The sequence below is a fragment of the Bacillus sp. P4_E1 genome, assembly GCF_056401715.1.
Genome location: NZ_JBFUIV010000025.1, coordinates 19948 through 42253, shown reverse-complemented (window position 1 = coordinate 42253; position 22306 = coordinate 19948). Strand labels below are relative to the sequence as shown.

Annotated in this window: 25 protein-coding genes; 17 read left to right on the top strand and 8 right to left on the bottom strand. The window is 36.4% G+C overall.

The features are described from left to right. Window positions 1-339 precede the first annotated feature (339 nt). Both AC1DS7_RS25430 and phnA read left to right on the top strand, forming a co-directional pair. A complete protein-coding gene (locus AC1DS7_RS25430) occupies window positions 340-1113 on the top strand; it encodes a DUF2628 domain-containing protein (RefSeq protein WP_002166528.1) in 774 nt (257 codons plus the stop codon). Window positions 1114-1394: 281 nt separating this feature from the next. Then, the gene (gene phnA, locus AC1DS7_RS25425) at window positions 1395-1736 is read left to right on the top strand and encodes an alkylphosphonate utilization operon protein PhnA (protein ID WP_002089332.1); all 342 of its coding nucleotides are present in this window, start codon (window positions 1395-1397) and stop codon (window positions 1734-1736) included. Between the two features lie 50 nt (window positions 1737-1786). On the opposite strand, the gene AC1DS7_RS25420 is transcribed toward phnA, so the two are convergent. From AC1DS7_RS25420 to AC1DS7_RS25410, 3 genes are all read right to left on the bottom strand, one after another. After that, window positions 1787-2581, bottom strand: coding sequence for an ABC transporter permease (locus AC1DS7_RS25420; protein ID WP_002089330.1), 795 nt, complete (start codon window positions 2579-2581; stop codon window positions 1787-1789). Continuing rightward, complete coding sequence (locus AC1DS7_RS25415) at window positions 2565-3224, bottom strand: ABC transporter ATP-binding protein (protein WP_002129718.1); 660 nt, start codon at window positions 3222-3224, stop codon at window positions 2565-2567. The genes AC1DS7_RS25420 and AC1DS7_RS25415 overlap by 17 nt, the downstream gene beginning before the upstream one ends. 268 nt (window positions 3225-3492) lie before the next feature. Then, window positions 3493-4563, bottom strand: a complete 1071-nt coding sequence (locus AC1DS7_RS25410) for an NAD(P)/FAD-dependent oxidoreductase (protein WP_476999286.1) — start codon at window positions 4561-4563, stop codon at window positions 3493-3495. Between the two features lie 428 nt (window positions 4564-4991). On the opposite strand from AC1DS7_RS25410, the gene AC1DS7_RS25405 reads away from it, so the two are divergent. The 7 genes from AC1DS7_RS25405 (at window position 4992) to AC1DS7_RS25375 (ending at window position 8875) form a co-directional block, all read left to right on the top strand. After that, window positions 4992-5231 (top strand): YuzB family protein, encoded by a 240-nt coding sequence (locus AC1DS7_RS25405; RefSeq protein WP_002015892.1) that lies wholly within the window; start codon window positions 4992-4994, stop codon window positions 5229-5231. A 327-nt stretch (window positions 5232-5558) separates the two neighbouring features. Then, window positions 5559-6425 (top strand): diaminopimelate epimerase, encoded by an 867-nt coding sequence (dapF, locus tag AC1DS7_RS25400; RefSeq protein ID WP_002015893.1) that lies wholly within the window; start codon window positions 5559-5561, stop codon window positions 6423-6425. Window positions 6426-6466: 41 nt separating this feature from the next. Then, complete coding sequence (locus AC1DS7_RS25395) at window positions 6467-6820, top strand: HesB/IscA family protein (protein WP_002034566.1); 354 nt, start codon at window positions 6467-6469, stop codon at window positions 6818-6820. A 268-nt stretch (window positions 6821-7088) separates the two neighbouring features. Beyond that, on the top strand, window positions 7089-7847 hold the full coding sequence (locus AC1DS7_RS25390; protein ID WP_151305060.1) for a hypothetical protein: 759 nt from the start codon (window positions 7089-7091) through the stop codon (window positions 7845-7847). An 87-nt stretch (window positions 7848-7934) separates the two neighbouring features. After that, complete coding sequence (locus tag AC1DS7_RS25385; RefSeq protein ID WP_016102207.1) at window positions 7935-8126, top strand: hypothetical protein; 192 nt, start codon at window positions 7935-7937, stop codon at window positions 8124-8126. A 32-nt stretch (window positions 8127-8158) separates the two neighbouring features. Beyond that, window positions 8159-8344: a hypothetical protein gene (locus tag AC1DS7_RS25380; RefSeq protein WP_080118317.1), complete on the top strand. Its 186-nt coding sequence runs from the start codon at window positions 8159-8161 to the stop codon at window positions 8342-8344. Window positions 8345-8521: 177 nt separating this feature from the next. Then, window positions 8522-8875, top strand: a complete 354-nt coding sequence (locus AC1DS7_RS25375) for a YxeA family protein (protein ID WP_016102206.1) — start codon at window positions 8522-8524, stop codon at window positions 8873-8875. 30 nt (window positions 8876-8905) lie between these two features. Here the strand turns inward: AC1DS7_RS25375 and AC1DS7_RS25370 are convergent, their stop codons facing one another. Then, complete coding sequence (locus tag AC1DS7_RS25370; RefSeq protein WP_016102205.1) at window positions 8906-9367, bottom strand: 2-thiouracil desulfurase family protein; 462 nt, start codon at window positions 9365-9367, stop codon at window positions 8906-8908. A 79-nt stretch (window positions 9368-9446) separates the two neighbouring features. Here AC1DS7_RS25370 and AC1DS7_RS25365 point away from each other — a divergent pair, with 79 nt between their 5' ends. Then, the gene (locus AC1DS7_RS25365) at window positions 9447-10328 is read left to right on the top strand and encodes a helix-turn-helix domain-containing protein (protein WP_016102204.1); all 882 of its coding nucleotides are present in this window, start codon (window positions 9447-9449) and stop codon (window positions 10326-10328) included. Window positions 10329-10345: 17 nt separating this feature from the next. Here the strand turns inward: AC1DS7_RS25365 and AC1DS7_RS25360 are convergent, their stop codons facing one another. The 3 genes from AC1DS7_RS25360 to AC1DS7_RS25350 all read right to left on the bottom strand — a co-directional run bounded on the left by AC1DS7_RS25360 (window position 10346) and on the right by AC1DS7_RS25350 (window position 13567). Further along, the gene (locus tag AC1DS7_RS25360) at window positions 10346-11593 is read right to left on the bottom strand and encodes an MFS transporter (RefSeq protein ID WP_215588573.1); all 1248 of its coding nucleotides are present in this window, start codon (window positions 11591-11593) and stop codon (window positions 10346-10348) included. Between the two features lie 329 nt (window positions 11594-11922). Continuing rightward, window positions 11923-12399 carry a GyrI-like domain-containing protein gene (locus AC1DS7_RS25355; protein WP_002191058.1) on the bottom strand — a complete coding sequence of 159 codons (477 nt, stop codon included), beginning with the start codon at window positions 12397-12399 and terminating at the stop codon, window positions 11923-11925. Between the two features lie 178 nt (window positions 12400-12577). Next, complete coding sequence (locus tag AC1DS7_RS25350; RefSeq protein WP_012261913.1) at window positions 12578-13567, bottom strand: NAD(P)/FAD-dependent oxidoreductase; 990 nt, start codon at window positions 13565-13567, stop codon at window positions 12578-12580. A 464-nt stretch (window positions 13568-14031) separates the two neighbouring features. Here AC1DS7_RS25350 and AC1DS7_RS25345 point away from each other — a divergent pair, with 464 nt between their 5' ends. From AC1DS7_RS25345 to pepA, 5 genes are all read left to right on the top strand, one after another. Beyond that, the gene (locus AC1DS7_RS25345; RefSeq protein ID WP_016102202.1) at window positions 14032-15240 is read left to right on the top strand and encodes an NAD(P)/FAD-dependent oxidoreductase; all 1209 of its coding nucleotides are present in this window, start codon (window positions 14032-14034) and stop codon (window positions 15238-15240) included. A 120-nt stretch (window positions 15241-15360) separates the two neighbouring features. Then, entirely contained in the window at window positions 15361-15867 is a 507-nt protein-coding gene (locus AC1DS7_RS25340) for an NUDIX hydrolase (protein ID WP_002015875.1), read from the top strand. Next, window positions 15864-16181, top strand: a complete 318-nt coding sequence (locus tag AC1DS7_RS25335; RefSeq protein WP_002089308.1) for a YuiB family protein — start codon at window positions 15864-15866, stop codon at window positions 16179-16181. Before AC1DS7_RS25340 ends, AC1DS7_RS25335 begins: the two co-directional genes overlap by 4 nt. A gap of 86 nt (window positions 16182-16267) precedes the next feature. After that, window positions 16268-16894, top strand: a complete 627-nt coding sequence (locus AC1DS7_RS25330) for a 3D domain-containing protein (protein WP_033709844.1) — start codon at window positions 16268-16270, stop codon at window positions 16892-16894. A 205-nt stretch (window positions 16895-17099) separates the two neighbouring features. Then, window positions 17100-18584 carry a cytosol aminopeptidase gene (gene pepA / locus AC1DS7_RS25325; protein WP_002034546.1) on the top strand — a complete coding sequence of 495 codons (1485 nt, stop codon included), beginning with the start codon at window positions 17100-17102 and terminating at the stop codon, window positions 18582-18584. 168 nt (window positions 18585-18752) lie between these two features. On the opposite strand, the gene cdaS is transcribed toward pepA, so the two are convergent. Continuing rightward, the gene (gene cdaS / locus AC1DS7_RS25320) at window positions 18753-19358 is read right to left on the bottom strand and encodes a sporulation-specific diadenylate cyclase CdaS (RefSeq protein WP_002067925.1); all 606 of its coding nucleotides are present in this window, start codon (window positions 19356-19358) and stop codon (window positions 18753-18755) included. A 143-nt stretch (window positions 19359-19501) separates the two neighbouring features. Between cdaS and AC1DS7_RS25315 the strand changes: the two genes are divergently transcribed. Next, the gene (locus tag AC1DS7_RS25315; protein ID WP_002143591.1) at window positions 19502-21226 is read left to right on the top strand and encodes a phospho-sugar mutase; all 1725 of its coding nucleotides are present in this window, start codon (window positions 19502-19504) and stop codon (window positions 21224-21226) included. A gap of 152 nt (window positions 21227-21378) precedes the next feature. Continuing rightward, window positions 21379-22266, top strand: a complete 888-nt coding sequence (gene galU, locus AC1DS7_RS25310; RefSeq protein ID WP_002015869.1) for a UTP--glucose-1-phosphate uridylyltransferase GalU — start codon at window positions 21379-21381, stop codon at window positions 22264-22266. Window positions 22267-22306 lie beyond the last annotated feature (40 nt).

Below are 22306 nucleotides of genomic sequence, written 5' to 3'. Positions count from 1 at the left end.
ATATGTTTGAAATAGTAGAGAGCTAATTTGTGAAGTCTCTTAAGTCGAGATTTTAGGTTTGGTCATATTACAATAGTAGTTTAATAGGAGAAGGGTGTGTCAAAATGATTTTGATACATCCTTTTTTGCGAATATACAAGATGTTTAACATAGTGTATTAAATGTCTTATATATGAGTATTCTAATATATTTAATAGTAAAATGGAATATAGAATGGATAATTGTCGGAATGTATTCGGTTTTTGTTCATTTTTATGAAATATAACTATTTTTTGTTAGATTCCTTCTTTTTATAGATATACAATAAAGTTATATAGAAATAAGAGAAGGATGATGTACGTGAAGGACACTGTTTTACAGGAAGCGATAGCTCCTAAAGAGTTACATAAAGTTGTGAGAAATAATACTGCATATTACGACTTTAAGTGGGGGAAAGCAAAAGATCCCGAGAAGGGAAATAGTTGGAACTGGATAGCCTTTTTCTTCCCATTATTGTGGTTAGCTTATCGCAAAATGTATAAATTATTTATTATTATTGCATTAGTAGGAGTTCCTACTTTAATTACCTCTGTTTTTATAGATATCCCGATGTGGATCGATTTTATTGTTTATTTCGGAACTATGCTATTTACTGGATGGCAAGGGAATCGTTTATATTACAAGCATACAGTTCGTGTTTTACATAAGGCAAAAGAGTTATCTGATGCACAACACAATTATTACTTCCAAACAAAGGGTGGCACTCATGTTGGGATTATGCTTGGATTAAATGCGTTATTATTTGTAGTATTTGGTGCAGCTGGTTACGGGTTATCGTATTTACCGACGGAACCGAATATAAAAGATGTAGTTCGTTTAAGTGATGAAGGGATTACATTGGAAGTTTTTACTGATGATCCAAAATGGACGTATGTAAAAAAAGAAGGACGTTTTGATATAGTAGAATTTACTGGTTATGATTATGAGGAAAAAAAGGATGTAAAGGTTAAGTTCGCTGTGTATTTAGATAAACAGAGATTTGAATGGAAAGAAATTTATTTAAACGATAAAAAGTTAAATGAAGAAGAAGCAGAAGAGTATCAATTTTATATTGAAGAAAATGCCTGGTATTAATATAAATAGATAATGATGTATCGCAAAAAGAAGAGTCTAATGAAGATTCTTCTTTTTATTTATGAGAAAGGATATGTAACAAGAAGAGAAAAACATTAGTAAACAAACGCCATACTAATTGAAATTTTGTAAAATACAATAAAAAATGAGAATTTGAGGTAGGCTTGTCAATAACGTAAGACTATGGCAGTATAAAGAAATGCTATACAAATTTTATTTATCGACATGTAAAAATTCGATTTGATTTTTACGTATAAATAATGAACGGAGGAAATGAATTTATGGCTACTTTACCAAATTGTCCAAAATGTAATTCAGAATATACGTATGAGGATGGCGCTCTTTTCGTATGTCCAGAATGTGCCCATGAGTGGGGTCAAGAAGCGGAAGCTGAAAGTAATGATGGTGCAAAAGTTGTAAAAGATGCGAACGGAAACGTTCTTCAAGATGGCGATGCTGTTACTGTCATTAAAGATTTAAAAGTAAAAGGAACTTCTTCAGTTGTAAAGATTGGTACGAAAGTAAAGAGTATCCGTCTAGTTGAGGGAGATCACGATATTGATTGTAAAATCGATGGTTTCGGAGCTATGAAGTTAAAATCACAGTTCGTTAAGAAAGCGTAAGATTAGCAAAGAAAAAAGACGCTCTGTAAGTAACTTGCAGAGCGTCTTTTTTATGATTGTACTTCAACTTCTTTCAACTGGCACCGCTTATTAAAGAACGTTTTATAACCAAGCTGTAAGAAGATAATAACAGAGAAAGCTGTACTTCCAGAAATGCCAAGTATAATCGCAATTTGATATTGGATAGCTGTAAATGGTGATACACCGGATAAAATTTGTCCTGTCATCATGCCTGGAAGACTTATAATTCCCATTCCGACCATGGAATTAATTGTTGGTAAAATAGCAGAATCGAAAGCGTCCCGTATGAGCGGAGCAGCTGCTTGTTTTGGAGTTGCGCCAAGCATAAGTGCACCTTCAATATGGTCTCTTTGTGATTTCATACTGTTTAAAAAGGTGTTTGCCCCGAGGCAAATACCTGTCATAGCGTTACCGATTAGCATGCCGGCAATAGGAACGATATATTGCGGAGCATACCAAGGATCGTGTCCGATAATGACAAAGATAAATAGTAGAAGAGGGCCAATTGATCCAGCAATCATGGAAATGGCAGCAACTCTTTTTAATTCTTTTGACATAGGAAGGTTTATTCGTTTATAAATGTTGAAAATAGCAAATGTAGTAATAGAAGTAATGAGAGCTATTGTATAAAACGGATTACTATTTTCAAATATGTATGTAAGAACATATGCAACTAGTACAAGCTGAATTGTCATACGTAATGTAGCAATTGTAATTTGTTTCTCACGCGGTATTCCTTTTAATTTCACAAGTCCGATTAAAATAAGGATGAAAATATATGCAGCTGCAAGTTGCCAAATTTGTAGTTCAATAACGCCCTTCAATTGATAGCACTTCCTTTCTAGTTGCACCGTTTGTTTTACTAATTTCAATAATATCGTCTGCGATTTCTTCTGGAAGTTGTTGCGAGTGCGTGATGAAGATAACTGTTTTTTTCTTTTCTCTTGCCAGCATAGTAAATTGTTTCATAACGCGGCGTTCTGTGTCACCATCTAGTGCCGAAGTTGGTTCATCTAATAAATAGACGGGCGGATCCATTAGTATAATACGAGCGAAAGCAAGTCTTTGTTTTTCGCCACCTGATAAAGAAGAGGCGTTATCTTCTAATTTTTTATCTAGGCTAACAGTCGTTAATGCGCCTTGCAGGGCATCGTCATTTGGAAATGGCTTTTCAGAAAATCGAAGTCCCATTAATAAATTATCTTTAATTGTTCCATCAAAAATAGGCGGAGTTTGTCCGAGCATGACAACTTCACGGCGTAATTGAATGGGAGGATAATCTAAAATAGATTTTCCGTTATATTCAATTGTGCCAGATGTTGGTGATTGTAAATCGTTTAACATGCGAAGTAATGTGCTTTTACCACTACCACTTTCACCGATAATACAAGTTGTTTTTTCTTTTTGAATCTGTAAATAAGGAATGTGTAGAATATCTTTATATGTGATGTCTTTTAATATAAACATAAATTGCTCCTTTCTGATTCTAGTTATATCGTATCAAAAAGAGAGGGAAATAGAAAAATAAAGTCTCTTTAGAAGGAACATCTTTTTTCTTTGTTTTAAAACTTTGCGCGTGGCAGGAAAAGGCACTGACCGATCCTATACTATACATAGCCAGTCCCTCTCGACCATTTAAAAAAATGCTTTTCTGTCGGTTTTTCATAGAATGACTGAGTAGTTACAAAAAATGAATAGAAAAAGGCTGTCTACTATGTAGGCAGCCTTTAAAGTATTAACCGTTATGATATTTGTACATCCAAAGAAGACCGGATTTTAATAATCTCGGTACACGTCCCATTAATGGTTGGTTTGCTAGTAAACCAAATCCGTGTTTTTTGCCGAGAGAACCGAGAACACCTTTTAATTTAATAACAGGCAGTTCTTCAGGAAGGGGTTCATTATTCCAACGTTTTAATAATATTTGGACAATTTGTTCTCCTTGGCCTTCAGCAAGTTGAGCAGATGGTGCGTGTGGAAGTGCTGCACAATCTCCTACGACATAAACGTGCTCGTTATTTGGAATATTGTGACATTTAGTTAAAACAACCCGTCCGCTACCATCTTGTTCTACTGGAAGGTTTCGAACAACTTCATTTGCTTGAATACCAGCTGTCCAGACGATTGCATCACATTCAAGTGGTTCATCATGGTTGTATACAATGTTTGGTTCCACTTTTGTAATGTTAGAGTTTCGTATAATGGTAACTTTATGTTTTACAAACCATTCTTCTACGTATCTACTTAATTTCTCTGGATATGGGAATAAAATTCTATCTTTTCGATCAAATAAATAGATTTTTAAATCTGAACGGCTTTCGCGAAGTTCACTTGCCACTTCAACGCCGCTTAAACCAGCCCCAACGACAGCTACTGTTGCATTTGGTTCTAAGCTATTTAATTGTTCATATGTCTTACGTGTTTGTTCAATTGATTGTAGGCTATGTGTATATTCCTTCGCCCCAGGAACGTTATGATATTTATCTTCACAGCCAAGCCCGATAATTAAATCATCATATTGAATCGTTTCACCGCCATCGAGATGAACGGCCTTCGTTTCGAGGTCAATATTTGTTACTGTTCCGTATTGAATATTGAGACGTGGGTGCTCAGGAAACGGTATGCGAATATGCGTTTCTGAAATTGTACCCGCAACTAATGCATAATATTCAGTTTTAAAGCAATGATATGGTACTTTGTCGATTAATGTCACTTGTACATCATCTGGAAGTTGGTTGCTTGGAAGTAGCCGCTGCAGAATTCTCATTCCACCGTAGCCACCACCTAGTAGTACGAGGTGTTTCATGATGGATTACCCCTTTTCTGTTGAAATATCCCCTAATCATACAATTTTATATTAATAAAATATTTTGACTTTACACAATCAAATTATATCGAATTTGTGAACAAATAACAATGCATGAATGAATACTCTGTTGTACAATAAGAAGAAAAGTAAAGTAAATGGTTTTCATTTTCTAGTTACTATTTACTATTTCATTATGAGTAGTATGTTATATAAAGAAGACTATCTATTATGAAGTGAAATAGTGAAGTAACCAAATAGTTTAGAATATATAACGAAAACAACAAGAAACAGCTTAGTTTCCTTCTTATAAATAAAGTGGAATGGTAACAAGTAGAGAGGGTTACTTATCCGTTTCGCAAATTAGGTATGCACATACCATATAAAGTAAATGGTAATTTGTTTAGAGATACAGGGGGGAGAGAGTTTTGATTAAACCATTAATCGAATTTTGTGTAGGTAACCTTGCAAGCGGTTCGCAAGCAGCTTTAGAAAAATTAGAAAAAGATCCTAATTTAGACGTAATGGAATATGGTTGTTTAGGATATTGTGGCATCTGTTTTGAAGGTCCATTTGCACTTGTAAATGGTGAAGTGGTACAAGGTGCAACAGTAGAAGAACTTGTAAATAATGTATATGATTATATGGATGAAAATCCAATGTTTTAAAGCGTTGCAAACAGGCAACGTTTTTCTTTTTTCATTTATCCCGCTATTTGCGGGCAGTAAGACTCCCACCTCAAAATTCAGCTGAAGCAAAGAAGTTAGGTTGAAGCCCTGTTTCCCGTCCCCCCACTGATTAAAGTTTCACTTTATTAGGAGTGTTTATTTCGAAAAAAAAGCCCTTTTAGAAGGGCTTTTTTCTTACACGATTTGTGTAAGAACGGCTTATTGCCAAAACACTGTCAAATATGAGAAACGGGGGACATTCATATTGTGTTCTAAAAGCATGCATTTTATACTTGAAATAATAAATTATTTTTGGAGTGAATAAAAATGAGCCAATTTTCTTTTACAAAAATGCATGGTCTTGGAAATAGTTATATATATGTAAATATGTTTGAGGAACAAATTAGAGAAGAAGATTTAGCAATTGTAGCGGAAAAGGTTTCAAATATTAATACTGGTATTGGTGCAGATGGAATGATTTTAATTTGTCCTTCTGACGTGGCACCAGTAAAAATGCGCATGTTTAATAACGATGGCTCAGAAGGAAAGAGCTGTGGAAATGGTTTACGCTGCGTAGCGAAATATGCGTATGAGCATAAACTAGTAGAAGGTAAAGTTTTCACAATTGAAACGTTAGCTGGTATTGTTACGGCAGAAGTAACGGTAGAAGATGACAAAGTTACATTAGCGAAAATCGACATGGGAGCACCTCGTTTAACACGTGAAGAGATACCGATGCTTGGTGAAGGAGAAACACCATTTATTCGTGAAAACTTCTTATACAATAATCACCGTTATGCATTTACAGCTGTTTCAATGGGGAATCCACATGCGGTTATTTTTGTTGATGATGTAGAAAAAGCGCCTCTTACAACGTTAGGACCGGTTCTTGAGACGCATGAAATGTTCCCAGAGCGAGTGAATGTTGAATTCATCGAGATTTTGAATGATGAAGAGATGAATTTCCGCGTTTGGGAACGAGGATCTGGTGTAACACAAGCTTGCGGGACAGGAGCATGCGCAGCTGTCGTTGCGGCAATTTTAAATGGGAAAATGGAACACGGTAAAGAAATTACGGTTCACTTAGCAGGCGGCGACTTAATGATCGCATGGACAGAAGAAGGAAATGTATTAATGAAAGGACCTGCGGAAATAATTTGCCGCGGAGTGTATGAGTACAAGATAGAAGCGTAAAGATGTATAATAGAATGAGAACAGAAAGGATGGTGTATTTCATGATTGAAGTAACAGAACAAGCAGCTTTTCAAATTAAAGATATGTTAAAAGATGCTGAAGATGGAGAGAAGTACGTGCGCCTTGCTGTACATGGCGGCGGATGTAGTGGTCTTTCTTACGGCTTAGGATTTGAAGTAGAACCAAAAGAAGACGACACAGTTCTTGAGTTTTTCGGTGTTGAATTTGTTATCGATAAAGAAAGTGCTCCGATTGTAAAGGGAGTGAAAGTTGACTATAAGCAATCTATGCTTGGCGGCGGATTCACAATCGACAATCCAAACGCGATCGCATCATGTGGATGCGGATCATCTTTCCGTACAGCGTCGAATGCTGGTAAGCCAGAAGATTGCTAAGTTTTTTCATCCCTTTATTCTAAGTGGAAATTGAATGGGTAGGTTGCATATAAAGACCTTCTTAGCGATGAAACCAAATCGTTAGGAAGGTCTTTTCTTTTGCGCTAAAAAGAAAAAGAGCATGACAAAGATAACGAATATATGCAAGAAGAAGGCTAAAGAGGATGCATGAAGGTGCAGGCTATATCGAATTGTATAGAACTGACTCGTTCCATATTAATTAAAATACGCTGATTACTAGAAATTAAAAACTACCGGAGGAATTACAATGAAGTCATTTAAGAAAGTACTGGTATTAGGGATGACGTTGGTTACAGCATCAATATTTGGAGCTTGTTCTAACGATACAGACGTGTTAACAAAAGCGGGAGCAAAGCAACAAGTGAAATCGGAAGCGGAAGTACTAAAAGAACAGAAGGAAACCCCTATGACTACGAGCGAACGTGACAGCATTAAATATGAGGACGCTACATCGTCACAGAAGCGTTATATTTCTCGTGACGAAGCCGAAAAGATTGAGGAAGGCATGACATATACGGATATCCTTAACGAGATTGACTACGGTGGTGAGAACATAAAACATTATAATAACAAGGAAAAACGCGTGTTTTATACTGAAAAGGATACGGATGGTACATATGAAATTATGGTTGAATTAAATACATATGGTTACGTTGTTAATATTGAACGCACTGCTATAAAGGATGCGGATAAAGAGAGTCAGGTATCTACGAAAAGCAGTGAAGAACCTGTAAAGGAATATGAAGAAAAAAACGACCGCGTACCGTGGTATAAAGATGTAAATAACGATTCGGCGGAAGTAGACTATAATCACTATTTGAAAATCAAAAAAGGTATGCCTGCGAATCAAGTAAAAGCTGCGATTGGACAGCCACGTATGATTGAGAAATATAAATCGTATTCAGTATACGGCTATACCGGTTATGGCGGCGAAGGAACATTACGTGTAATCTTCGAACCAAATGGAACTGTTACGCAGGTAGTAGAAGATGGATTGCATCGATAATAAATTAATTACGGGAACAATTGCAGTAAAGTTGTCGGTGGCTTTATAAAGTCTTGGAGAGAGAACCGTGAGTAATCGGAGAGGACAATGATGAACGAAGATAAGATAACGATAATTATGCTAGCAGTATTAACGATAGCGTTAGTATTTGTTGGGGTTTCGTCCAAATTCAATAGCCTCATTGTGGACGCTATCGCCGTACTATTTTTGTTGATAGCTACTGCAGTAGGCGCAGCGGTTGTAACAGAACGTAGATTGCGCAAAATGAATGGGAAGTAGCAGTTTTTTGTACGAGCGGGAGGGGACGCAAGATTGACGATATTTTTGAATTCGTAAGGAGATATGTGATTAAACCTATAATTAGATTTGTAAGTTACCTTGTAATTGATATCATAATAGAGTGCGTAATAGAAGGTGTAATAAGCGGTATAAGGAAATTACGTGATAAGATTCGTGACAAGTGGAAAAATTGGCGTGGAAGACGTTATTGGCGTTAATAGATTGTCATGACTAGGCTAGATGAGTGTCAATAACGTTTTCAATGAAAAAACACTGATTAAAGTTTTAATTTACTATCTTACAAAAGTGTAATGTTTATGTCATGTTTTTGAATTTCTTCTTTAAAGCGAAGGCCTTAAGATAACAATATAAGAAAAACATATGAGGTGAAGGAATTGAAAAGATATATTGCACTTTTTAGTATTTTAGTCGTATTTGCAAGCCTATTAGTTGGCTGTGATTTAAACCGTATGGGTAAAGATGAGTATTACGTTCAAATTACAGTAGATGGAAAAGAATATCATAGTAAAGCTGATAATGGTGAGACGTTTAAAGATTACGAATATAAACTAACTGGTTTTGATAAAGACGGTAAAGAGAAAGAATTGGAATTCATAGCGCAAAAAAATCTTCGTAAAGAAGCATTCCTACGTGTATATCATTCAGATAAAAAGGGTGTATCTGCTTGGGAAGAAGTGAAGAAAGACGAGCTTCCTGCGAAAGTGAAAGAAAAATTAGGTGTGAAATAAGACAGATGGAAAAGGAATTGACGAACAGGGTCAATTCCTTTTTTTACTTTCAAAATCCTCTTCTGAAATGACTTTAAATCCGTTTCTTTTAAATAAAGCAGTTGTCACTCCGTAACCAGTTTGTTTATTGCCGTTAAATTCCCCTGTGTAAATAGTAGAACTACCACAAGATGGACTGCGTTCTTTTAAAATTATATATTCTGGGTTTAAATCTTTTATTTGTTCTAATGCTTTATAAGCACCACGCACGAAAGCTTCCGTGACATCTTGTCCTTCTTTCGTCATTACTTTTGCTTTTCCATCTAAAACATCATCGCCATTACCGCCGATAATTTCAGCAGAAGGGCGTGGTGTTGGTAAACCGCCTAATACTTCGGGACAAACAAGGATGGTATCTTCCCTCTGTAATAACTCTTCTATTTGTGAAACGAGATTATCGTTACCGTCATAACGACAAGCAATACCACCTAAACAAGCACTAATTACAATCATATTTTCATCTCCAATAAAAAATATTAAATATCACGCCAATTTCTCTTCCTATTTCTTACCTATAAGTGAGGTGATAAAAATGGGAAGCTTATATAATTTAATGAAACCATATAGTCAATTTCGAAGTAAAGAGGAGTTTAATGCATATCAAAAACAAGTTTTGAAGTGCTATCGATTTCAATTGAATAAAACGGATGCTATCATTATTCATTTTTTAGGAAAGTATGCAGTGAATGAGAAACAGAAAACAGTGGGAGTTGCTTGTCCGTTAATGGAGACGATTGCTACAAATGTTGGAAAGAGTATTCGTACGGTACGCCGCTCGATTGCAAAGTTAGAGGAACTAGGGATTATAAAACGTGTTGCGACAAAAGAAAGATATAAGCGCGGGGGATATAGTGCAAACTTATATGTATTTCTTAAATCTGCAATTGACCGCATGGATGACCGTATGAAAATGTCCGCATGTGAAAGTGATGATCGTACAGATGGCTGTAGTGGAAACGAGCAAAAAAATGAGGAGGAAACAATTCTTTCTAAAAACATTCCACAAATAAAAGAGAAAAGAAAAGTAACGTACGAGCTTGATGAAACGTATTGTCGTCACGATATACCGAAGCCTTTTATATACGCACTGGTGCCGATGACGAGTAATCCGAAGAAGATTAATATATTTTGGAGTAAGGTGGAACTTGCTTATAAAAAGAGCGGATTACTAGAGCAAGGTGCTTTATTAGAGGGAATATTAGCTGATGAAGAAGTGTGTGGAAATTTAATTTGGAGGGTGAAAAGTGTTGTGAGAGCGTATAAGTACGGAGAAATTCGTAAAGATGTTGGAGCATTATTGTATAGTACGATGCGAGATTTATTTTTAGAAATTGGATTAGAGTGGGGAGCGGCATTAAGGAGAAGTAAGGGAATACCGTTATTCGATCCATTTAAAAAAGAGCCATGCGTATAATACATGACTCCAAGTAGCTAATCGAACTTTCTTACAACTGGAACACGAATTGCTACAAATAGTACAAAGACGATAACAGCGATTGCACCGCTTTTCATAACCGTTACAATTGGAATGCCTATCCCAAGTGCAAGCGATGTAAATGCGTAAGAGAGCGGAATGAATCCCATCGATGAAAGCATGAGTAAACTCATAACGCGTCCCATCATCTCTTCTTTTACTGTTGATTGAATCATTGCCATAAGTGGAACGATAGCCATCGCAATTGTAATACCGTAAAACATTCCAGCTAATAACGCTTGCCAAAGTACGGTGCTAAAGTTGATGGCTAGGAAGAATACACCAGACAGTAGCATCATGATAATACAAAATAGACCACGTCTGCGGTTAATGTTTTTTAATCCGACAATGACAGCTCCTATCGCCATCCCGCCGCCAACAGACGCTTCTAAGTAACTAAACTGAAGTGAATCACCGTGCAGAACGTTTTTGACGAAGAGCGGGAAGCCTACTTGCATTGGGCCGATTAAAAATAAATTTAAAAAGGCGCTACATATAAGGAAAGTTGAAAGAAATGGTGATTCTTTTACATATGAAATTCCCTCTTTAATAGAAGTAAACATGCCTTTATCTGTTTCATTTTTTTCGGGTACTGTAAATTGTATTTTTTGAACGAGTATCGCAGCGATAATGAGTAGCAGGATTGTAATTGAAAAGATTGTTTCATAGTTCGTAAATTTAATGAGAATACCGCCAAGTACAGGGCCCAAGATGACCGATCCTTGGTTTGTCATTTGAGTAAGTGAATTTGCTTGTGTTAAACGGCTTTTTTCTACAAGTTCAGGCAGAATAGATCCATCTGCTGACCAGAAGAAAGCGTCAGCAAGTCCGAAGAACAAAGCAAACAAAGCAAATGTATATAGTGTTACATCACCGACGATGAACCAGGTGAGAATGGTTGCGACAAGAATAGCGCGAATAATATTAGAGTAAAACATAATATTTTTTTTCGGGAATTTATCAGCTAATGCACCGCCGATAATCATAAAGATGAGTCTTGGAACACTAAGAGCCACGAAAACAATACCGAGTGAAGCCTCAAGGTTTAATGTTTTTGCTATGTACCATGTTTGTGAAAAAGTAAAAAAGGCTAAAGCAAAACTTGAAAAGAGAGTAGCTGCCCAAAGAAAAAGGAAGTTCGTATTTTTTAATAACGGTTTTTCGCTTCCTTCTAAAGCAGATTTATTTTGTTGTAGTTCCTCCATATTGCTTCCTTTCTACGTACCAAATTTAGACTGAAAAACCTATTAACAATCGTTTTATCCCGCGTTAACGGGCAGTAAAACTCCCACCTCAAAATTGGAATAGGGCAAAGAAGTTAGGTGGGAGACCAACTGCCCGTAAACGCCCGATTGGTGAAGGCTAATACTCAGTGGGGGATGAACAAAAACCCCCACTGAGTATAGTTTCACTTTATACAGTTTCTAATATTTCTATACTGCACTTTCTCATTGTAGACAATAATAATGAATTTGCACAGTGGCTATTTAACGACAAAAAAGAAGATACCAAAGGGTATCTTCTTTTTTGTCATTCACGCTAAAGCGATATAAATATCCACTTGTACGTTATTTGGATCTACTGCATTTTCGTCATAAAGCTCAAAGTCTGTTGTAAAAGCACGTTTGTTTTCTTTCGACCATTGCCAAATATATTCCCAAGTTTCACAAATGACTTCAGACACAGGACCTTTTCTCGTTGTAAATACCGCATACGTTGCGGCAGGTATTGTTAAGGCTGTCATATTTTCAGGAACGTCTTCTAATGAAGAAACAGGCATGCCAATAGTAAATTGATATGTACCAGTTTCATCTGATTCGTAGTTTGAGTAGAAAGCGAATGTTTCTTTTGTTTGTTGATTTGGGATGTGATGCATGATTTGTTCTTGGAAGTATTGGTTCCAAAGTTGTGGGATTTTTCCTTCAGTAGATGCTTCTTTTTCATTTGTCGTCGTAATAGAAACGCCGATTGCTTGGAAAGCTTCTTTCTTAATGATAATAGGTTCTTTCATTATAAAATTCCCCTCCATTGAATGAAACGTATGTTCTGTTTTATTGTAACATATTTTAGGAGTATGTGGTATTTTTTTCTAAAGTACATAGCTGTGAAGAAAGAGAGGTAATTTGGATTAGGGATCTTTATAACAAAAGAACTCCTTTCATGTAAAAGGAGTTCTTTTCATTTCTATATTAAAACATGCTTGAGCTATGCATTGGTTGAAGTTTTGCGTTTGGATCGAAGTAAGCTTTTGCATTGTTTACTGCTGTCGGTGCTTCACCAAAGCCGCAAGCAATGAGTTTTACTTTTCCTTCATATGTACAAATGTCACCAGCAGCGTAAATGCCAGGAATATTTGTTTCCATTTTTGAGTTCACGAGGATGCTGTTTTTTTGAATATCTAAGCCCCAATTTTTAATTGGACCAAGTGAAGAAACGAAGCCGTAGTTTACGATTACGTCATCAACATCGATGATAATTTTTTCTTCTGTTTTTACGTGCTGAAGAACAACTTGTTCAATAGTATCATCACCGATAAGTTCAACTGGAACGTAAGGTGTGCTTACTTCTGCACGGGAATTCATTAAGCTTTCTACGCTATGTTCATGTGCACGGAATTTATCGCGGCGATGAGCAATTGTAACTTTGTCCGCAATCGGTTCTAACATCATTGTCCAATCTACTGCTGAGTCACCACCGCCGAATACAACGACGCGTCTTCCAGCAAATTTATTCATATCATCAACGAAATAATGTAAGTTTTTCTTTTCATATTTTGCTGTGCCTTCTAATTCTAAGCGGCGTGGCTGGAACGCACCATTACCAGCAGTAATAATGACAGATTTAGAGTAGTGAGTTTGTTTATTTGTAACAAGCTTAAATATACCGTCAGCTTGTTTTTCAAGAGTATCAACAGCTTCTTCTAAGCAAACGGTTGGATCGAACTTTTTCATTTGTTCTTTTAAGTTATCAACTAACTCTTGTGCGCGCACTTTTGGGAATCCAGCTACATCATAAATATATTTTTCGGGATATAGCGCGGATAATTGCCCTCCAAGTTGAGGTAAGCTTTCGATAATTTTTACACTTGCTTGTCTCATTCCGCCATAAAATGCGGTGAATAGTCCTGTTGGGCCACCACCAATAATCGTTATGTCGTAAACTTTTTGATTTTCTGTCATTTTCATTCCCCCTATAGATGATGGAATTTTAATATTGATTTCATATATTGTTCATATGTACATGAAAATCCTGCAAATGATGACACTTTCAAATAAATGATAGCATATTTCAGTTAATAATACTTCTGAAAACGACTGAATAATAAGTAAGTTTGCGCATAGATGTTTTAGAATTGTATAAAATGTAGCGAAAGGAAAATACATGAAAAAAAGGCTGAAAAACCCTTGAAAACGCTATGTTATTTTAAAATATTGATAATTCTCTAGGTGCTTGAATTATGGAATGAAACCGACTAATATAGGGAAGTATTATGTTAAATTTCTATGACAAATTTCGTACGATTTTTTGACTGCGTTTTGTTATGATATAGAATGTGATAAATTCCACATTCTTGACAAATAGAGTTTTTAGTACTTGGTATTATTTTTTATTACTATTATATAAAGAAAAGGGTTGTGATTTAGTGAAGACTCCAAAAATCGTAGTTTTAGGTGCAGGTTATGGCGGGATGATTACGACTGTTCGTCTGCAAAAAACATTATCTGTAAGTGAAGCTGAAATTACGTTAGTAAACAACAACAGCTATCACTACCAAGCAACTTGGTTACATGAGAGTGCAGCTGGTACATTACAAGATGATAAAATCTGTCTAGATATTGAAGACGTTATCGATACAAATAAAGTGAACTTTGTACAAGATACAGTAGTAGAGATTAAAGCTGCTGAAAAACGTATTATCTTAAAAGATGGTGAATTAGAGTATGATTACTTAGTAATCGGTCTTGGTTTCGAATCAGAAACGTTCGGAATTAAAGGATTAAAAGAGCATGCATTCTCAATCACTAACATTAATGCAACTCGTCAAATTCGTGAGCATATGGAAGAAAAATTCGCTCAATATGCGACTGAAAAACGTGATGAGTTAGTAACAATCGTTGTTGGTGGCGCTGGATTTACGGGTATCGAGTACGTAGGTGAGCTTGCAAACCGTATTCCTGAACTTTGCAAAGAGTACGATGTTCCACGTGAAAAAGCACGTATCATCTGTGTAGAAGCTGCTCCAACAGCACTTCCTGGTTTCGATCCAGCATTAGTAGAGTACGCTGTAAAACAACTTGAGAAAAAAGGTGTAGAATTCCGCATCGGTACAGCAATTAAGGAAGCAACTGAAGAAGGTATTATCGTTGCCAACGGTGATGATGCTGAACTTCTTAAATCTGAAACTGTAGTTTGGGCTGCAGGTGTTCGTGGTAATGGTATTGTGGAAGAGTCTGGATTTGAAGCAATGCGCGGACGTATTAAAGTGGATGAGTACATGCACGCTCCAGGTCATGAAGATGTATTCATGGTTGGTGATGCAGCGTTAATCATCAACGAAGAGATTAACCGTCCATACCCACCAACAGCACAGATTGCAATTCAAGAAGGTTATAATATTGCACACAATTTAACTGTGTTAGTTCGCGGCAAAGGTGAAATGAAAAAGTTCGCATTTGATAATAAAGGATCTGTATGTTCATTAGGTCATGACGATGCAATGGGCGTTGTTATGGGTAAAAAGTTAACAGGTTGGAAAGCTTCATTCATGAAGAAAGTAATCGACAACCGTTACTTATTCTTACTAGGCGGACCTTTATTAGTTCTTAAAAAAGGTAAATTGAAGTTCTTTTAATATATAGTAGAAAAAGCAGAAACGGCTATGAGCTGTTTCTGCTTTTTTCGTATTGAAAATATAGTATAATATATAAAAAAGAAAGAATATTCTGTTCGTTTTGATGGAGGAGGTTATATCATGGGGAAGCGAGGGAAAGTGTGGTTAGCTGTCAGTGGCTTAGTAGCTACAGAAGATGGGAGATGGCTATTCGTTAAGAAAAAATACGGTGGATTGAAAGGGCAATGGTCTTTACCTGCTGGTTTTGTTAATGAAGGCGAGACTGTTGATGAAGCTGTGAAACGTGAAATTTTGGAAGAGACAGGCATTGTTGCTCATGTAAAGGGGATTATTGGTATTCGCTCAGGTGTTATTCATAATGAAATTAGTGATAATATGATTATTTTTCTTCTAGAGCCAGAGGGAGAAGACGTTATCGTACAGGAGAAAGAATTGTCGGAAGTAGCTTTTTTACATCCAGAAAATATTGCAGATGATCAAAATACTTCTGTACTCATCAAATATTTATTAGAAGGAAGAGCAGAGTCGCATTTTGAAATGGACAAAACATTAAATCCAGGAGAGCAATTTGGTTATACGGCTTATCATGTGTTTACGGCGTATGCGAAGGAGAGGGAGAAGAAGTGAGTATACCGGTACTACTTATTTCAATGATGTTGTTCTTTATTTTATTTTTTGGAATTGGATTTTTACTCAACATGATTTTGCGAGCTACGTGGGTAATGGTTATTGTATATCCGATTATTTGTATGCTTATTATTAATAAAGCGAGTGTATGGGACTATTTTTCAAAGCCAAAAGAAACATTTTCTTCATTTGGGACAAGTGTATCGCATTTAGGACACGCAGATGTGTTTATTCTATCTACTGGATTAGTAGGTGCTGCTTTAGCAGGAATTATAATTAAAAAACTTCGGAAAAGTGGATATCAAATGTTTTAATCTCCAATCAATTTGGAGATTATTTTTTTGCATATTCCTTCATCGTATAGGGAATGATTAACGATGAAGGAGTGTGGAATATAAAAATGTTAAAACGATATTGTATTCGCATTATGATGACTTGTTTACTTGCATTCGCATTATGCGTAACATGGCAGGCTTTCACAGGAGTTTCTTTAGTAGAGATTATAAAATCATATGAAGGAACAAGTGTAAAAGAAGTACATGCAGCAGAAATTGAGAAAAAAATTGCTCCGAGTAAAGAAGTGATAAATGCTTTAGAGCAGGCAAATGACTGGTCTAAATATCGTGTTATAGAAATGACTGCAACTGGTTATACATCAGGTATAGAGTCAACTGGAAAGAGGCCGGGGCATCCAGAGTATGGCATTACATATTCAGGTGTTAAAGCAAAAAGGGATTTATATTCCACAATCGCTGCCGATTTACGCGTATTCCCGCTTGGGACAATTCTATTCGTGCCAGGTTACGGATATGGTGTTGTAGCTGATAAGGGCGGTGCTATAAAAGGAAATCGTCTCGATTTATATTATGATACGGTGAAAGATGTTTATAGCCAATGGGGTAAGAAAAAAGTAAATGTGTATATAGTGAAAATAGGAAATGGCAAGTTTTCGGAAGAAGAGTTAACGATGTTAAATCAAGACGAAACGATGCAAGTGTTTCGTGGACAATATTTAAAACAAAGATAGTCTAGTGGTAATAACGCTAGACTTTTTTCTTGTCTTATTTCACCATAGAAGATATTGGAGATAGTATCTTTATCCTGCTATTTGCGGCCGGTAAAACCCCCACTGATTAAAGTTTCACTTTATATGAAATAACAGAATTTAGAATTGTCGCATTTTATCGAAAATAAAGTTATAATGGACGTAGAGAAATTTAGGGGGTCTGAACATGTTTCGAGTACAAAAAGAATTAGTAAGTCATGAAGCGGTAATTGTTGCCTTATTTGAAGAAGATAAAAAGAGTAGCTTTGTACAAGAACTGGATAAAGCGTTTGAAGGACAATTACAAGTTTTATTAGAAGAAAAAGAACTTTCAACTAAGAAGAAAGCCATTTCAAAAGTACATAGCTTAGGAAAAACAAATGTTAAACGTTATTATTTTGTTGGTTTAGGTAAGAAAGAGTCATATACAACGGAAACGTTACGTGCTGCTCTTGGTAAGGCGTTTAAAGCGTTACAAGCAGCAAAAGTACAAGATGCAGCAATCTTACTTGATTCTTTCGTGACAGATAAATTAGATGCGATTGATGTAGCTCATATTGCGGCAGAAGTACAAGGTCTTGGTACATATGAATTACAAACGTATAAATCAGATAAAAAGGATCGTGTAGAATTAGAGAAGTTTACGGCTATTACAGCAGAAGATGCACAAGAAATTGAAGCAGCATTAACGGTAGGATACGTACATGGACGTGCAACGAATTCAGCTCGTACGCTTGTAAATATGCCGCCAAACGTATTAACAGCGACAAAGCTTGCTGAGTATGCAGTTGAATTAGCAGAAAAATACGATATGGATTATAAGGTTCTTGAGAAAGAAGAGATGGAAGAGCTTGGTATGGGTGCATTACTTGCAGTAAACCAAGGATCTACTGAACCGCCAAAAATGATCGCTCTTATTTATAAAGGAAAAGAAGAGTGGAAAGATGTAATTGGGTTTGTTGGAAAAGGGATTACATATGATACAGGCGGTTATTCTTTAAAACCACGTGAAGGCATGGTTGGTATGAAAGGTGATATGGGCGGAGCTGCAGCTGTTCTTGGCGCGATGGAGATCATCGGTGAACTTCGCCCCGAGCAAAATGTAATTGCTGTTATTCCATCAACTGACAACGTTGTAAGTGGTACAGCATTTAAGCCAGATGATGTTATTACATCTATGAGCGGAAAAACAATTGAAGTATTAAATACAGATGCAGAAGGTCGCCTAGCGTTAGCTGACGGTATTACGTATGCGAAGAAACTTGGCGCAAATTACTTAGTTGATGTTGCAACATTAACAGGCGGTGTAATTGTTGCACTTGGAAATCATACAACAGGCGCGATGACAAATAATGAAGAATTGTTTGAACAAGTGTTAGAGGCTTCTATGGAAACGGATGAGCCAATTTGGCAATTGCCGATTTTTGAACGTGATAAAGAACGTGTCAAAAACAGTAAATTTGCTGATTTAAATAACTCACCAGGCCGTGAAGGACATGCGGTTATGGCTGGGACATTCATTGGTGAATTTGCAGAAGAAACACCATGGGTACACTTAGACATCGCTGGAACATCTGAAACATCAGGAGCACATGATTTAGGACCATCTGGAGCAACAGGTGCAATGGTGCGTACACTTGCAACACTTGTTGAGCGTTTCGGAGAAGAATAATTTTTGAAGAAAAGGCTGTCTCAAATTTTTGGGATAGCCTTTTCTTATTGATATGGTATGACTATTGTCAGTTTTTGTCGGTAAGTCGATATATTTGGAGTTACGGTTAATATAATTTCATTTACTATTTTACCGTTCCAAAAAGTGCTACATAGCTAAAGATTCGTCCTATAAAGAAATCGTATATAACGTCCCACCTAAAGCGAATGAAGTACGCCCTGTTTCCTCAGAGACAACTAATATAAGTGCATCAATTTTCTCAGATAAGCCAATTGCAGCCCTATGACGTGTTCCTAGCTCAGGATTGATTTCCATGCTTTTTGTTAATGGAAGAATATTAGCTGCTGAGACAATATGATTATTTTTAATGAGAACGGCTCCGTCATGAAGAGGGTTCCCTGGATAAAAAATCGATTCAAGTAGTGGCGCGGTTAAGTGTGCGTTTAATGTCGTTCCAGTTTGAATGAAAGAATCAAGAGCGTCACTTCGTTCCACAATAATAAGAGCACCGTGTTTTCGAGCGCTTAAATGTTGGACAGCTGTAGTGATGAAATGTGAACTTTCCGTATAAGGTGATAAATATGCTTGAATATAATATGTAGCTGCTAACGTCTGTACATTTGTTAACATATGATGAATATCTTCCATTTTACATAGAATACATTCATCTTCTTTATCGATTGCATGCTTCATGTTTGATAATTCTTTTTCAGCAATTTCAATCATCTGCTTTGTTTTTATTTTGAGCTCTTCTGACAAGCCCCATTCTTGCATAATCCTCATTCCCTTTGGTGGAGTATTTAACCATAGTGTATACAAATATTTATAGTAAAATCCTGCTAGATTTTAAAAAATATTGAGATTCAGGTTGTTTTTTTCATATAATGAAGGTACGACAGGCGAGAGGAGATGGAAGTATGAATTGGAAACAAGAATTTAGTCGCTGGCTTTCATATGCAGAATTAGACGCAGAATTAAAAGAACAGCTAGAAAACATGAAGCAAGATGAGAAGAAAATCGAGGATAGCTTTTATAAAAATCTAGAGTTCGGAACAGGTGGTATGCGTGGTGAACTTGGTGCTGGTACGAACCGTTTAAATGTATATACAGTTCGTAAAGCAACAAAAGGATTAGCTATGTTTATTGAAAAACTAGGTGAAGAAGCGAAAAAACGCGGTGTTGTTGTCGCGTATGATTCTCGTCATAAATCACCTGAATTCGCAATGGAAGTAGCTGCTACTCTTGGTGCACACGGTATTACAACATATGTATTTGAAAGCTTACGTCCAACACCAGTGCTTTCTTTCGCAGTTCGTCATTTACATACAGCAAGTGGAATCGTTCTTACGGCAAGCCATAATCCGCCCGAATATAACGGTTATAAAGTATATGGTGAAGATGGTGGCCAGTTGCCTCCAAAGGAAGCTGATGAGTTAATTAGCTACGTAAATGCAGTAGAGAATGAATTAACAGTTGAAGTTGCTGATGTTGAGCAATTAAAAGCTGACGGTTTATTACATATAATTGGACAAGAAGTAGATGATGCTTATGCAGCAGAATTGAACAATGTCATTATTAATAAAGAGATGGTGAAAGAAGTAGGAAAAGATTTAAAAATCGTCTTTACACCATTGCATGGAACATCAAATATTTCGGTACGCCGTGGTTTAGAAGAAGTTGGATTTACAGATGTAACAGTTGTAAAAGAGCAAGAGTTACCAGATCCAAATTTCTCTACAGTAAAATCACCAAACCCAGAAGAGCATGCAGCGTTTGAGTATGCAATTCGCGACGGTGAAAAAGTAGGCGCAGATGTGTTAATCGCAACAGATCCTGATGCAGACCGTCTAGGTGTAGCAGTTCGCAATCACGATGGTGAATTCCAAGTATTAACTGGTAACCAAACAGGTGCGTTAATGCTTGATTACTTATTATCACAAAAGAAGGAAAACGGAACGCTTCCAGAAAACGGTGTTGTTTTAAAAACAATCGTAACGTCTGAAATTGGCCGTACAATCGCAAAAGCATACGGTTTAGATACAGTTGATACGTTAACTGGATTTAAATTTATCGGTGAAAAAATTAAACAGTATGAAGAAAGCGGACAATATGAATTCCAATTCGGTTATGAGGAAAGCTACGGTTATTTAATCCGTCCATTCTGCCGTGATAAAGATGCGGTGCAATCCGTCCTATTTGCATGTGAAGTAGCTGCATACTACAAATCACAAGGTAAAACGTTATACGATGGTCTGCTAGAAGTATTTAAGAAGTATGGGTTCTTCCGTGAGGACCTTGTATCGTTAACGTTAAAAGGAAAAGATGGTGCCGAACAGATTCAAAAGATGATGGCAACATTCCGTGAGGATCCTCCGAAAGAAGTAGCTGGTTTAACAGTCGTTGCAGTTGAGGATTATAAAGAAAGCATCATTACAACGTTACAAGATGGAAATAAGGAAGAGATTCACTTACCGAAATCAAATGTGTTAAAATATCAATTAGAAGATGGTTCTTGGTTCTGCTTACGTCCATCTGGAACAGAGCCGAAAATTAAATTCTACTTTGGTGTACAAGATGATTCCTTACAAAATAGTGAACAAAAGTTACTTACTATTAAAGAAGATATTATGAATCGTTTATAATAGAATAGAGTGCTACTGATAGGAAAAGAGGAGAACGGAGAACGGCCTCCTCTTTTCTTGTAGTTTTGTTTGATGTAGAGGATTATTACGAGCGAGTGTTATAAATTTACACTTTACTAAGAGAATTAGAATGAAAAGCGAGGGTATTTGTCATGAAAAAAGTGAGAAAAGCAATTATCCCGGCAGCGGGATTAGGAACACGCTTTTTACCAGCAACGAAAGCAATGCCAAAAGAAATGCTTCCAATTGTAGATAAACCAACAATTCAATACATCGTAGAAGAAGCAGTAAAATCAGGCATCGAAGATATTATTATCGTTACTGGTAAAGGAAAGCGCTCTATCGAAGATCATTTTGATAACGCATTTGAATTAGAGCAAAACTTATTAGAGAAGAAAAAGTATGAGTTACTTGAAAAAGTACAAGCTTCTTCTAAAATGGTAGATATCCATTACATTCGACAAAAAGAACCAAAAGGATTAGGACATGCTGTTTGGTGCGCACGTAAATTCATTGGTGATGAGCCGTTTGCAGTATTATTAGGCGATGATATCGTTCAAGCTGAAAAACCATGTTTACGTCAATTAATGGACGAGTATGACAAAACACTTTCTTCTGTTATTGGTGTACAAACTGTTCCTGAAGCAGAAACACATCGCTACGGAATTATTGATCCGTTAGAGCAAGAGGGACGTCGTTATCAAGTTCGTAAATTCGTTGAAAAACCAGCGCAAGGTACTGCGCCTTCAAACTTAGCGATTATGGGACGTTACATTTTAACTCCTGAAATCTTTATGTTCTTGGAACAGCAACAAGTTGGAGCGGGTGGCGAAATTCAGTTAACGGATGCAATTCAAAGCTTAAATGAAATTCAACGTGTATTTGCATATGATTTTGAAGGAAAGCGTTATGACGTTGGTGAAAAATTAGGATTCGTTCAAACGACAATTGAAATGGCATTGCAGCACCCAGAATTACGTGATGATATGCTAGTAATGATGAAGAAAGTTTTAGACGAGCAAATGAAGCAAGAGTCTTAATATAATAAACAAGGAGCTGTTCCTATAGGAACAGCTCCTT